The organism is Peribacillus sp. NPDC097295, from assembly GCF_044761665.1.
Lineage (GTDB): Bacteria > Bacillota > Bacilli > Bacillales > DSM-1321 > Peribacillus.
Genome location: NZ_JBIWCW010000014.1, coordinates 1 through 13,520 on the forward strand (window position 1 = coordinate 1; position 13,520 = coordinate 13,520).

The following is a 13,520-nucleotide window of genomic DNA, read 5'->3' on the forward strand; positions in this document are numbered from 1 at the left end:
AAATTGATTATAAACGGGGTTTTAATATGAGGACATAGAAAAACCCCGAATAAGGGACTTTTTTTATCGTGTCCATTATTCGGGGTATAGTTCAAGATTACCTAAAGGGGTGTTTTTATATCTATAAACGAAAGAATATAAAAATGATGGGAAACTCAGTTAGGGCATATAAGCTTTAGGCGAAAAAAAGAAAGGATTTAAATAATTTCATATAGAATTGTAGTCTAGGGTGGGTTGAATTGAAATTTCAGGCCATCTTTTTTTATATAAAAAAAGGAAATAATTAGAATTTTAATTCGAATAGCAAATGATATCAAAATTACCTTTATAAATTCCTTTACACTCAAAAGTGAGGTGAGCTAAATGTATAGCAAGGTAACACAAGATGTTATTTATTTCTTAGAAGACCGTTTGCTAGATGACTGGAAATTAGCGGATTATGCATTTGAACTTGGTTATTCCAAATTTTACTTGTCACGTGTTTTCAAGCGAGAAACAGGCATATCAATCAGTGAATATATCCGTAAGCGAAGACTAGCGACAGCTGCAATGTATTTACTCTATTCAGATGAAAGAATTATTCAAATTGCCTTTGACCTACAATTCCAGTCACAAGAAGCTTTTACACGTTCTTTTAAAGAGCTATATAAAATGCCACCAGGTAAATATCGCAAGCTGATGCGAACACTACAAGGAATGGAGGAAGTTGAAATGACAGAGAAAACAAATATTAAAGGGTGGCTATTAAGTGGTTCTCACCCTAATCTTTATGAAATGTTAACCGACCCGAAAGTTTTTCATGCAGGAACAAGATCAGGTTTACTGGCTTCAAAAAACGATGTAGGCGAAGGGCAATTCGGAACGATGATGCAGAGTTTTTCAGCAGATAACTGGAAAGGGAAACGTATTAAAGTATCCTGTTTCTTAAAAACAGAGAAAGTTGTAAAATGTGGCGTCTGGTGTCGGGTGGATAATGCCTCAGGTGACATGATTCAATTTGATAATATGGATAACCGTTCGATACATGGTACAACGAACTGGAATATTTATTCTGTTGTATTAGATATTCCAAGTGATAGTGCATCCATTCACTTTGGGGTGCTTTTAATAGGAAAAGGAAAAGTATGGGCAGATGGCTTTAAGTTTGAAGAAGTTGATACTACCGTTCCTACAACGAATATATTACAGCAGGAGTATCTACCATTGGAGCCGGTGAATTTAGGGTTTGATGAAATATGATTATGATAGACGTTTGTATTGAGATAATATTTGCATTGTATACATCATTGGGATTAGGGTGGAAGAATCCAAAAGAGGATAATAAAGCAGACTAAAGAAACCCGGGTATCTTTCTCTTCTATAAATATAGCAAATCATCGCTTGCCTTTCACTCTGCCTCAAAAGGGTGAGTTTTTTGTCATAAAGCCAATTTTTTTCAATTGAAATTATATTTCCAGAAGAGGAAGGTGGATGAATCCTGAAAAATTATAAAACTCTCTTCAAAGAAATCATGACGAATGATCCATACATCATGTCAGTGTTAGAAGTTGTTGAACAGGTAAATATGAATGATTGTTGGGTTTGTGCAGGATTGCTTCGAAACAAAGTGTGGGATGTCTTACATCATATCAAGACCCCTATCAACGATATAGACGTTATTTATTTTGACCGAACAGATACTTCGGTAAGCAAGGAGAGGGAGTTAGAAAAGATTCTTGAGGGGCTAATGCCGAAGCAACCTTGGTCTGTAAAAAATCAAGCACGCATGCACGAAAAAAATGGTGCTCATCCCTACGAGTCCTCTTATGATGGCGTAGCTCATTTCCCTGAAATTCCAACGGCAATCGCTGTGAAATTACATAATAATAAGCTAGAAGTGATGACACCTTATGGATTGTCTGATTTATTTGAAATGATAGTAAAACCTACACCATTATATAAAAGAAATAATAAATTATATCCCGTCTATAGTGAGCGTATGCAGGAGAAAAAGTGGGATGAAATTTGGCGAGATTTATATATAGAAATGTAAGGAAGTCCAGAGTCACTTTCCTATTTGGGAATTTTCCGGCCAACCCCAAATGCACGAGTCCCTTGTAATAAGTGGTGGAGATTTTTCACTTGATCTTTTCAATTTTATTTATTAAACAGGGGTGTTTTTGATTAAGGTTTCCTTTTAGTTTTAGGGCTTAAAAGAAACGGATTGAAAAAGATTGCTTAAACTATTTGCAATCCCTACCATTTGATGGTATGCTTAGTTTAATTATTCATGTTCGGTACTAAGAATACTAAAAGTACTACTTTTCGTTTCGATGATGACTTAGAGCAAGGATAGTAATACAATGTGCTTTAGCACTAGGAGGCAACAACAATGGAACAAGGTAAAGTGAAATGGTTTAACGCAGAAAAAGGATTTGGCTTCATCGAACGCGAAAACGGAGACGATGTATTCGTACATTTCTCAGCTATCCAAAGCGAAGGATTCAAATCTTTAGACGAAGGCCAAGAAGTTACTTTTGAAGTAGAACAAGGTCAACGCGGACCTCAAGCTTCTAACGTTCAAAAAGCATAATTTCTGAAAACAAAAAAGGCAGATCCTTATAGGATCTGCCTTTTTTGTTGTATAAAAATAACCTAACCTTTAAAACGTGTATATATTTTTAAAAATGGAATGAATTCGTACACATTCAAATGGTGGTTTGAGTATAATGTAAAATGTGGTATATTATAATCAAATGTAGGTTTGAATGAATGGATGTGAGAAGATGGATGAAATGAAAGACATGTGTGAGGTTCACCTGCATGATGAAGAAAAGGTGAACCGTATCCAAAATGAAATAAGACAGGTTAATATTTCAAGTATGTCGAAGTTGTTTAAAGTAATCGGTGATGAAAACCGGGTGAAAATCTCTTATGCACTTTGTGAGGATGAAGAGTTATGCGTATGTGACTTGGCAAATATCATCGGGGCTTCCATGGCAACAACCTCCCATCATCTCCGTACTCTATATAAACATTCCATTGTGAAATACAGGAAAGAAGGAAAATTAGCTTTTTATTCGTTAGATGATGATCATATAAAACAATTAATCCTTATCGCATTAGCCCATCAACAGGAGGTGAGAGTAAATGGATGAGTCTCAATACAAGACGTATCGAATTCAAGGGCTGTCCTGTACGAATTGTGCAGCAAAGTTTGAGAACAATGTACGAGGACTTGACGGAGTGAAGGAAGCAAAGATCAATTTCGGGGCTTCGAAGATATCCGTTTCCGGAAGCGCGACGATTGAAGATATTGAGAAGGCTGGAGCCTTTGATAATCTGAAAATTCGAACCGAACAGGAGCAAGTGACAGAAAAAGAACCGATTTGGAAGCAAAAAGAGAATCTCAAGGTGGTTCTTTCGGCTATTCTCCTTTTTATCAGTTGGATGCTGGAACGGCAATATGGAGAAGGTAGTCTTTTGCCGGTACTTGGTTATGGGACCGCCATTTTAGTCGGAGGATACTCTTTATTCATGAATGGTTTGAAAAACCTGATAAGACTTCGTTTTGATATGCATACGCTCATGACAGTAGCCATTATTGGAGCGGCAGTCCTGGGTGAATGGGGCGAGGGTGCAACTGTGGTCATCCTGTTTGCTATTAGTGAAGCACTTGAAAAATATTCAATGGATAAAGCCCGAAACTCAATTGAGTCCCTTATGAACATTGCTCCTAAAGAGGCACTGATCCGGAGGGGCCATCATGAAATGATGATGGCTGTCGATGCCATTGAGGTGGGCGACACCATGATCGTCAAACCCGGCCAGAAGCTTGCGATGGATGGAAGGATCATAAAAGGTGCCTCCACACTGAATCAGGCCGCCATTACGGGTGAATCGGAGCCGCTATTTAAAACAGTCGAAGAAGAAGTGTTTGCTGGGACGTTGAACGGCGAAGGCCTTTTGGAAGTGGAAGTCACGAAAAGGGTTGAGGATACGACGATTGCTAAAATCATTCATCTTGTAGAAGAGGCACAAGCAGAGAAGGCCCCTTCTCAAGCATTCGTTGATAAATTTGCAAAATTCTATACTCCGGCCATTATGCTGATTGCGTTGGCACTTGCAATCATTCCACCACTGATGATGGGGGGAGAATGGGGAGAATGGATTTACCGCGGATTGACTGTGCTAGTGGTTGGATGTCCCTGTGCATTGGTCATTTCCACACCCATTGCCATTGTGACAGCCATTGGGAATGCAGCGAAAAACGGTGTCCTAATCAAAGGCGGAATCCATTTGGAAGAAGCGGGTGCCTTAAAGGCGATTGCTTTTGATAAAACGGGTACTTTGACAAAGGGAAGACCTGAAGTGACGAATTTTTCGATGATGGTTGTTGACATGAGTGAAAGGGACGCTTTAGGAATTGCTGCTGCTTTAGAAAGTCGTTCGCAACATCCTTTGGGGACGGCCATTCTCCAACAAGCGGATAGCCAGGCCATAGACTATCGTTCTCTCATGATTGAAGATTTCACAGCTTTAACAGGTAAAGGGTTGAAAGGAACAATTAATCAAGAAGTCTATTACATTGGTAAACCAAATCTTTTTGATGAAGTGGACCTAACCATTTCTGAATCTGTTCAAAACCAGATCCTTGACTATCAGAACGAAGGAAAAACGGTGATGGTTCTGGGCAATCAAGTTAATGTTCTTGCACTGATTGCCGTGGCGGATGAAATAAGGGAAAGCAGTAAGGAAGCTATCAGTAAATTACATGCCTTGGGGATTGAAAAAACGATCATGCTGACCGGGGATAATATCGGGACGGCAAAAGTAATTGGCGCAGCTGCTGGTGTTCATGAGATTCAAGCGGAATTATTGCCTCAGGATAAACTCTCCTCCATCAAACAATGGAAACAGAAGTATGACCGAGTGGCCATGGTTGGCGATGGTGTCAATGATGCCCCTGCCTTGGCAGCTTCCACGGTAGGGATTGCGATGGGAGGAGCAGGTACAGATACAGCTCTTGAAACAGCAGATATCGCCCTGATGGGTGATGATTTATCGAAACTGCCGTACACCATTTCATTAAGCAGGAAAACGTTAAAGATCATTAAGCAGAATATTACGTTTTCATTGGCGATTAAGGTAGTGGCTTTATTGTTGATTGCACCGGGCTGGTTAACACTTTGGATGGCGATCTTCGCCGATATGGGTGCGACGTTGCTTGTGACGTTGAACAGTCTAAGATTGCTGAGAATAAAAGAATAAAAGAATAAAAGAATAAAAGAATAAAAGAATAAAAGAATAAAAGAGTGAAAGATAAAGGGTTTCTTGATTCCTTTTAAGGAATACGGAAACCCTTTTTATTGTTACCGTTTCATGTGAAACGTTAAAATTCCATGAACTAATTATTAGGAAAGTTTCCAAGACCGTGACTTAATGGGATGGAAAGAAACGGACTAATGTAGAGTTCTGTTATTTTGTTGTGAAATTAGGATATATTGAAAGCATATCCAGGCTAATACTTTGAACAGAATGGGTAGTGTGCTACAATGTGGCTGACTTTTAAGGAATGCAGACCACGGTTTTGTGCGTTTGTTGAAATAGATTAAGGGAGTTCAGGAAGGGATTTGGAAGGATGGAGTTACACCAGAAGGCAATATTAGTAGGAGTCAATCTGAATAATCAAAAGGATTTTACTTATTCCATGGAGGAGCTTGCCAATTTAACGGAAGCCTGTGAGGTGGAAGTGGTAGGAAGCATCACGCAGAATCTACATCGGGTCACTTCTTCACATTTCATCGGGACAGGGAAAATTGACGAAGTAAAAGCTCTAGTGGAGCATAAGGATGCGAATGTTGTGATTTTTAATGACCAACTGTCACCCTCACAACTGCGAAACTTGGAGCGAGATATGGATTGTAAGGTGATTGACCGCTCTATTCTCATCTTAGAGATCTTCGCGCAACGTGCTAAGACGAAGGAAGCCCAGCTCCAGGTAGAAGTGGCAAAACTTCAATATATGCTACCTCGCCTTATCGGGTTAAGGGAATCATTAGGTCGCCAGAGCGGTGGAGTGGGTACCAACAAGGGAGCTGGGGAAAAGCAGCTTGAACTTGACCGCAGGAGAATTGAGGAGAACATCAGTGTATTGAATAAGGAATTGGAGGAGCTTGTAGCACACCGTCAAACTCAGAGAAAACAACGCAAAAAGAATGCCATACCTGTTGTGTCTTTAGTGGGTTACACAAATGCCGGGAAATCATCGATCATGAACGCGTTAATTGACATGTTCCATCCTACATCGGAAAAACAGGTACTTGAAAAGGATATGCTTTTCGCTACACTTGAGACTTCCGTTAGAAACATTCCATTGCCGGATAATAAGGAGTTTTTACTGACGGATACGGTCGGATTCGTGTCTAAACTGCCGCACCATTTGGTTAAGGCATTCCGTTCCACCTTAGAGGAAGTGGTTGAGGCTGACTTATTGATACATGTTGTCGATTATTCCAATCCTAATCATGAACAACAAATAGAAATAACCGAACAGACTCTAGAGGATATCGGCATTAAAGAAATACCGACTATTTTTGCTTATAATAAAGCGGATATGACTGATATCGAAATTCCACAGGTTAACCATGATTCCGTTTATATGGCAGCCAAGCATAAGGTGGGCATCAAGGAATTGATAGATCTAGTTCGGGGTCATATCTTTAAGGACTATATTCACTGTCAAATGTTGATTCCGTACGATCAGGGACAGTTAGTATCTTATTTTAATGAAAACGGCCATATAACGGAAACCGAATATGAGGAAAACGGAACCAAAATAAAACTTGAATGCAAGCAGACAGATTACGAAAAATATCAAGATTATGTGACGGACTAATTATATTGCCTTTCTATGCCGGATTTTCAGAACATGTTAATAAGTGTGTGCAAGTTGTACTCATATGATATATATGTGCATAACTTGTGGATACTTAGGGAGAAAGCCTCGAAAACTTGAAATGAAGTTTCGAGGCTTTCTATTTTGTGGACAACTTGTTGATAAGTATGTAAAGCATACGAAAAATGGCGAATAGTTAGCAAGAAAATGTAGGATACTGATTATATTTATCGGTTTTTGTAAAGAAACATAACATAGTTCTTACATAGTGCACATTATGTAGTTAGCTTTATTTTACACTTTGTATAATGTAACTCCCTTTCTACTATTATAAAATAAAGAATATTCATTTTATTTTGATAATAATAAATGAATAGGGGGCAATTGGTGATTATAAGTGTAACCTGTAAAGAGAAAATGACAGTGCTACAGCCATAAATCATCATAAAAGTAGGGATAGGATGTTGCTGAGGCGAAGACTAAAAGCAATTCCTACCTTTTTATTTTCCACAATAATTTCTTTGGAAGGAGAATAGTAGATGGATATGACAAGCGCGTTAAAAGACGATTTGAAGAGAAACTTCCAAGAGGCAGAGAGGGGTTTAACCCCAAGAGAGGCGCTGGAAGAATCTAATCGATGTTTATACTGTTATGATGCTCCTTGTATCCAAGCCTGTCCTACAGGGATAGACATTCCAACTTTTATAAAAAAAATCTCATCAGGGAATTTAAAGGGTTCGGCCAAAACGATCATGACGGCCAATCCGGTCGGTGCCAGCTGTGCGCGGGTATGTCCGACAGAAGAGCTATGTGAAGGGGCATGTGTCCTGAATCATTCTACAAAGCCAATCCCTATTGGAGATCTCCAGCGTTATTCCACAGATTGGGCCATTCAAAATAAACAAGCTCTATTCAAGGCCGGCAAGAAGAATGGCAAAACGGTCGCCATTGTCGGCAGTGGTCCTGCGGGCTTGTCTGCAGCAAGGGAATTGGCCTTGCTTGGCTACAGCGTAACCATCTTCGAAGCCGAGAAGAACCCTGGCGGATTGAACACGTACGGAATAGTCTCCTTCCGTTTGCCACAATACATCTCCTATTGGGAAGTAGATCAAGTAAAGAGCCTTGATGTCGAGATAAGAACGAATTCCAGGGTGGGAGTGGACATTGCCGCTACACAACTGGTTAAGGACTATGATGCTGTTATTTTAGCAATTGGTATGTCCGAAGTACCGAAACTAGGTATTGAAGGAGAGGACTTGGCTGAAGTATACGACGCAATCGATTTCGTTAAAGCAACGAAAACGGAGGCTATTACTGATAAATTTGTTGGCAAGAAGATGGTGGTCATAGGTGCTGGAAATACGGCAATCGATGCTGCAACCTGCTCGGTCCGTCTTGGGGCTGAAGAAGCTGGGATCATCTATCGTCGAACTCAGGCGGAAATGACAGCTTATGATTTTGAATATGAGTTTGCCAAACAGGAAGGAGTCCATTTTCATTGGTTGACGAATCCTTCTAGAATTGTGGCTGATGAAAAGGGACAGGTAACGGGCATCGAGTGTGTGAAAATGGAACTTAGCGAGGCAGGGGAAGATGGACGCAGACGTCCGATTCCGATTGCAGGCTCTGAATTTATCTTGCCAGCTGATGGTGTGATTCGTGCGATAGGACAATCACGGTATGTTGATCTGATTGAACAATTCAACATTGAGCACGATGGGGGCGTCGTTACATTGACCGGAGATTCCTACAAGACGTCCAATGAGAAGGTATTTGCCTGTGGGGATGTCATCTTTGGGAAGGGCCAAGGAGAGGCGATGGTCGTTTCCGCTGCTCAACAAGGGAAAATGACAGCTTATGAGATTGATGGAATTTTAATGAGCAAGGCAGAAGACATAGCTTAATAAAATGAGAATAGGGAGGCGTATCAATGGCTGATTTATCAATTAATCTTGCAGGTATTAAATCTCCTAACCCCTTTTGGCTTGCTTCGGCCCCACCAACTAATTCGGGGTATCAAGTCCAGAGGGCTTTTGAAGCCGGATGGGGAGGAGCTGTCTGGAAGACGCTTGGGGATCCAATCCTCAATGTTTCCTCCCGTTTTGCAGCTGTCGGTTTTAATGGACAAAGAGTAGCGGGATTCAACAATATCGAACTGATTACGGATCGACCGCTTGAAGTGAATCTCCAGGAAATATATGAAACGAAAAAGAGATTTCCGGATCATGCAATCATAGCGTCCGTAATGGTTGAGCCGCAGCAGGAAAAGTGGCATGAAATTATCAAAAGGATAGAAGCTGTGGGCGTGGATGGTTATGAATTGAATTTTGGATGCCCTCATGGGATGGCCGAACGAGGAATGGGAGCTGCTTCGGGTCAGGTGCCTGAGCTGGTGGAAAAACAAACATATTGGGCGAAGGAAGTGGCCTCGAAACCGGTCATCGTCAAGCTTACCCCTAATATTACCGACATCACGGTCACGGCAGAAGCAGCTGTAAGAGGGGGAGCGGATGCGATTAGCATGATCAATACGATCAACAGCCTTGCAGGGGTGGATATTCATTCGTGGAACACGATTCCCCATGTAGGTGGGAAAGGGGCCCACGGTGGATACTGTGGTCCTGCAGTGAAACCAATCGCTTTGAATATGGTAGCTGAATGTGCAAGGAACCCAAGGGTTAATGTACCAATTTCCGGTATTGGGGGCATTTCTAATTGGCAGGACACGGTTGAATTTTTATTGATGGGTTCGACAGGCGTACAGATTTGTACCGCCGCCATGCATCATGGTTTCCGCATCGTTGAAGACATGATTGACGGTCTGTCTAATTATCTTGATGAAAAAGGAATTGCATCCGTGATGGATATCGTCGGAAAATCCGTACCGCGATATTCCGATTGGGGAAACCTGGACTTGAATTATAAAGTAGTGGCCCGCATCAATAATGACGTGTGCATCAACTGTAATAAGTGCCATATAGCCTGTGAAGACACTTCCCACCAATGCATTGATATGCTAAAGGACACTTCAGGTAACTCATTCTTACGAGTCCGTGAAGAAGATTGTGTCGGCTGTAATCTTTGTTCAATCGTATGTCCGGTCGATGGAGCCATCGACATGATTGAAATGGAAAGCGATTTAGCTCCTATGACATGGAATGAGCGTCAGGGTTTGCTTGGGAATATCGGTAATGAACGTGTTGATTTCGTAAAATAATGGAGGGGTAAATCTATGAAAAAAATTATTAAAAACGGAACCATTGCAACAGCTGCAGATACGTATCAAGCAGATATTTTAATAGAAGACGAAATCATAACGTTGATCGGTAAAGACCTTTCAGCGGATGGAGCGGAAATCATTGATGCCAAGGGGGCCCTTATCTTCCCTGGAGGAATAGACCCACATACCCATCTGGATATGCCTTTTGGCGGGACGACCACAAAGGATGATTATGAAACGGGAACGATTGCAGCAGCATATGGAGGAACGACGACGGTCATTGACTTCTGCTTAACGGAAAAAGGGGAGCCATTACAGAATGCCATTGAAACGTGGCATGGCAAAGCGGCCGGCAAAGCAGCCATCGATTATAGCTTTCATCTCATGATCAGTGAAATCAATGATGAGGTGCTGGCTGAGCTGCCAAACATCATCGAAAAAGAAGGGATTTCTTCTTTTAAGGTGTTTATGGCTTACAAAAATGTCTTTCAAGCAGATGATGCGACCCTTTATCGGACTTTGCTTCAGGCAAAGGAACTTGGGGCACTTGTCATGGTCCATGCGGAAAATGGAGATGTCATCGATTATTTAACAAAACAGGCACTCGCTAAAGGACAAACGGATCCGATTTATCACGCCTTAACTAGGCCTCCGGAGCTTGAAGGAGAAGCAACCGGAAGAGCGGCGAAATTAACGGAGATGGCAAATGGCCAACTTTACGTCGTTCATGTCACTTGCGAAGATGCGGTAGAGAAGATTACCGAAGCAAGAAATAAAGGCGTTGATATCTGGGGAGAGACATGTCCTCAATATCTTGTTCTGGATCAAAGCTATCTTGAAAAGCCCGATTTTGAAGGGGCTAAATATGTTTGGTCTCCACCATTAAGGAAGAAGAAGGACCAGGAAGTGTTATGGAATGCCTTAAAGACAGGCCAGCTGCAAACCATAGGCTCGGATCAATGTTCCTTTGACTTTAAAGGACAAAAGGACCTGGGGCGTGACGACTTTACAAAAATTCCGAACGGAGGTCCGACGATTGAGGACCGTATGAGCATCCTTTATTCTGAGGGGGTCAAAAAAGACCGCATCACTTTGAATCAGTTTGTCGACATAACTTCTACGAGAGTAGCTAAACTTTTCGGGCTGTTCCCGCAAAAGGGGACGATTGCAGTAGGATCCGATGCCGATCTTGTCATCTTTGACCCGAAAGTGGAGAGGACCATTTCTGCAGATACCCATCATATGGCTGTAGACTACAATGCCTTTGAAGGACTGAAAGTTACAGGTGAACCGGTGTCGGTCTTATCGCGCGGTCAGTTTGTCATTCGGGATAAACAATTTGTAGGAGAGGCTGGAAAAGGACAGTTCTTGAAGCGGGCTAAATACAATACATCACTCGAGTCTGATTCAGAGCAAAAGCTTCCGGTCTAAAGTTGCCAGAAGTTCTTAAGCAAATGAAAGGGGGATTTTATGGATGAGTGAAAAAGAAGATTATTTAAAGTCTCCCGATTTGCTGCCAATACCGCATAGAGAGAAGAACATTAGCGCAGTGGGGTTTGGATTCATCTGGGTAGGAATGGCGGTTGTATTGGCCGCCTTTGCCATTGGAGGAAACGGGATCCAAAGCCTATCGCTTGGTTGGGTTGTACTCGCTACAGTCATTGCCTGCGTGGTCCTTGGCTTTTTGATGACAATGACCGGGGATATAGGGGTTGAGCATGGTATTTCATTTCCTGTATACATGAGGGCACCTTTTGGAACGATAGGCACTCATATTCCTTCGCTTGTCAGGGCGTTTGTTGCCTCATGCTGGTTTGGTCTGAACACTTATTTTGGTGCAACGGCGATGAATGCCATTTTCGCTACTCTTTTTAACTTTGACAATTGGTTTATCTGCTTTCTCGTTTTTGCAGTTTTACAATTGGTTAATACAGCGATGGGAATCAAGTCAATCGAACGGTTTGCCGATTTGGCAGCCCCCGTTATCATCTTGATTTCCGGTTGGATGTATTTTACGCTTTCTGATCAAGCGATAGCACAAGGCAGGGAAGTTTGGTCCTGGATTGAGAGTCCGGTTACCGGGGGAGCGGCCGTAACAGCTTTCATGGTCGTCATCATGTCTAATATGGGATTTTGGGGAACGTTAACAGCGGATATGCCGACGCTATCTCGTTTCATAAAGGCACCGAAAAATGAGAAGAATTGGTTTAAGCGCAATAAGGGACAAATTATAGGGAATGTTATTACCTATCCCATCACCCAAACGTTCATGGTCATTATTGGAGCGGTTTCTTACATGGCAGTTTCCAATTATGATCCAGTTGTAGCTATACAGGGGTCAGCCAGCGGCATTAGCCTTGGCGTCCTTTTACTCATGATAGTTTTTGCACAATGGTCAACGAATACTACGGCCAATGTCATTCCGGCAGCGACAATTTTCTCGAATGTATTGGGTCCTAAAATGCCGTTTTGGGCGGGGGTTGTTGTAGCCGGGATTATTGGTATCGTTGTCCAACCGTGGAGCCTTTTCGGCATTATCATCGAGGTTTTATTAATTGTCGGCGGGATATTAGCCTCCATTGTGGGCATATTGGTGGCCGATTATTATTTTCTACGTAAGCGCCGTGTCAATGTACCAGATTTATATGAAGGTGAAGGACAGTATAAGTACATGAACGGTGTAAACTGGGCGGGGATCATTGCTTGGGTTATTGGGGGAATTGGTGCCACGATATTCTCCAATTATTCTTTCATTGTCGGTTTCGTACTTGGAAGTGCAAGCTATTATGTACTGGCTAAATACTGGTGGTTTAAGAAGTATGAACAAGCGGAAATTATGGATCCGAGCGATGAGAAATATTTAGGTATTTCCGTTGGAAGGGATTGGGTTATTGGAGAGAGAATAGAAGACGAAAAAGAGTTACTGAATATGTCTTTAGCCGGGAAGAACGTTAATTAAGGAGGGCGTGGAACATGTCTGAATATCAAGAGTATCGCTTAGAAAGGGAACAAATTGATTTTTTGCTTGAACGCGGGTACAAAATCACCCGAGTCTCTGAAAATTTAAGTGGCGCTTTTCTTGATTTCGAATTGATTGAAGGAACGAAACAGGAATGGAAGCAGTTAAATATCAAAACACCAGAAGGAAGAAAGTATTTCTCGACATTACTTTTTACAGAACCCCATTAAACAATGAAACATAAATGGAATTGTTAAGGCGGCCTATTTTCACTTGAATAGGTCATTTTTTATGGATATGTATGAATGAATATCGACATATAAAGGTAGGTGACTTAAGGAAAATGAAATGTATAGCATGATTTCTACAAAAATAACTGAAAATTTTGTAGAATTTTGACGTTAGATATTATGTCCAGTATCTGGAGATTTACTGACTGTCCGTTTATAATAGATTCTATAGCT

11 protein-coding genes are annotated in these 13,520 nt (G+C 41.5%); all 11 read left to right on the forward strand.

The annotated features are described in order from the left end of the window. Positions 1–363: 363 nt before the first annotated feature. The 11 genes from ACIQXN_RS17255 to ACIQXN_RS17305 all read left to right on the forward strand — a co-directional run bounded on the left by ACIQXN_RS17255 (position 364) and on the right by ACIQXN_RS17305 (position 13,286). A complete protein-coding gene (locus ACIQXN_RS17255) occupies positions 364–1,239 on the forward strand; it encodes a helix-turn-helix transcriptional regulator (protein ID WP_402969311.1) in 876 nt (291 codons plus the stop codon). A gap of 292 nt (positions 1,240–1,531) precedes the next feature. After that, positions 1,532–2,032, forward strand: coding sequence for a nucleotidyltransferase family protein (locus ACIQXN_RS17260; protein WP_402969313.1), 501 nt, complete (start codon positions 1,532–1,534; stop codon positions 2,030–2,032). Positions 2,033–2,371: 339 nt separating this feature from the next. Continuing rightward, positions 2,372–2,572, forward strand: coding sequence for a cold-shock protein (locus ACIQXN_RS17265; protein WP_034304915.1), 201 nt, complete (start codon positions 2,372–2,374; stop codon positions 2,570–2,572). Between the two features lie 202 nt (positions 2,573–2,774). Continuing rightward, positions 2,775–3,137, forward strand: coding sequence for an ArsR/SmtB family transcription factor (locus ACIQXN_RS17270; protein ID WP_402969472.1), 363 nt, complete (start codon positions 2,775–2,777; stop codon positions 3,135–3,137). After that, a complete protein-coding gene (locus tag ACIQXN_RS17275) occupies positions 3,130–5,250 on the forward strand; it encodes a heavy metal translocating P-type ATPase (protein ID WP_402969316.1) in 2,121 nt (706 codons plus the stop codon). The genes ACIQXN_RS17270 and ACIQXN_RS17275 overlap by 8 nt, the downstream gene beginning before the upstream one ends. 370 nt (positions 5,251–5,620) lie before the next feature. Then, positions 5,621–6,877, forward strand: a complete 1,257-nt coding sequence (gene hflX, locus ACIQXN_RS17280; RefSeq protein WP_402969319.1) for a GTPase HflX — start codon at positions 5,621–5,623, stop codon at positions 6,875–6,877. Positions 6,878–7,422: 545 nt separating this feature from the next. Further along, positions 7,423–8,781, forward strand: a complete 1,359-nt coding sequence (locus tag ACIQXN_RS17285) for an NAD(P)-dependent oxidoreductase (protein WP_402969475.1) — start codon at positions 7,423–7,425, stop codon at positions 8,779–8,781. 26 nt (positions 8,782–8,807) lie between these two features. Next, positions 8,808–10,094 (forward strand): NAD-dependent dihydropyrimidine dehydrogenase subunit PreA, encoded by a 1,287-nt coding sequence (gene preA / locus ACIQXN_RS17290; protein ID WP_402969322.1) that lies wholly within the window; start codon positions 8,808–8,810, stop codon positions 10,092–10,094. Between the two features lie 15 nt (positions 10,095–10,109). Further along, positions 10,110–11,528, forward strand: a complete 1,419-nt coding sequence (gene hydA, locus ACIQXN_RS17295) for a dihydropyrimidinase (protein WP_402969325.1) — start codon at positions 10,110–10,112, stop codon at positions 11,526–11,528. A gap of 43 nt (positions 11,529–11,571) precedes the next feature. Further along, complete coding sequence (locus ACIQXN_RS17300) at positions 11,572–13,056, forward strand: NCS1 family transporter (protein WP_402969328.1); 1,485 nt, start codon at positions 11,572–11,574, stop codon at positions 13,054–13,056. Between the two features lie 14 nt (positions 13,057–13,070). After that, positions 13,071–13,286 (forward strand): hypothetical protein, encoded by a 216-nt coding sequence (locus ACIQXN_RS17305; protein WP_402969331.1) that lies wholly within the window; start codon positions 13,071–13,073, stop codon positions 13,284–13,286. The last annotated feature ends 234 nt before the right edge of the window (positions 13,287–13,520 follow it).

What these genes read in the sequence shown, in the direction of transcription:
- ACIQXN_RS17255 (WP_402969311.1), top strand. Translation starts at nt 364, where the DNA reads ATGTATAGCAAGGTAACACAAGATGTTATTTATTTCTTAGAAGACCGT.
- ACIQXN_RS17300 (WP_402969328.1), top strand. Translation starts at nt 11,572, where the DNA reads ATGAGTGAAAAAGAAGATTATTTAAAGTCTCCCGATTTGCTGCCAATA.
- ACIQXN_RS17265 (WP_034304915.1), top strand. Translation starts at nt 2,372, where the DNA reads ATGGAACAAGGTAAAGTGAAATGGTTTAACGCAGAAAAAGGATTTGGC.
- preA (WP_402969322.1), top strand. Translation starts at nt 8,808, where the DNA reads ATGGCTGATTTATCAATTAATCTTGCAGGTATTAAATCTCCTAACCCC.
- ACIQXN_RS17260 (WP_402969313.1), top strand. Translation starts at nt 1,532, where the DNA reads ATGTCAGTGTTAGAAGTTGTTGAACAGGTAAATATGAATGATTGTTGG.
- ACIQXN_RS17275 (WP_402969316.1), top strand. Translation starts at nt 3,130, where the DNA reads ATGGATGAGTCTCAATACAAGACGTATCGAATTCAAGGGCTGTCCTGT.
- hflX (WP_402969319.1), top strand. Translation starts at nt 5,621, where the DNA reads ATGGAGTTACACCAGAAGGCAATATTAGTAGGAGTCAATCTGAATAAT.
- hydA (WP_402969325.1), top strand. Translation starts at nt 10,110, where the DNA reads ATGAAAAAAATTATTAAAAACGGAACCATTGCAACAGCTGCAGATACG.
- ACIQXN_RS17305 (WP_402969331.1), top strand. Translation starts at nt 13,071, where the DNA reads ATGTCTGAATATCAAGAGTATCGCTTAGAAAGGGAACAAATTGATTTT.
- ACIQXN_RS17285 (WP_402969475.1), top strand. Translation starts at nt 7,423, where the DNA reads ATGACAAGCGCGTTAAAAGACGATTTGAAGAGAAACTTCCAAGAGGCA.
- ACIQXN_RS17270 (WP_402969472.1), top strand. Translation starts at nt 2,775, where the DNA reads ATGAAAGACATGTGTGAGGTTCACCTGCATGATGAAGAAAAGGTGAAC.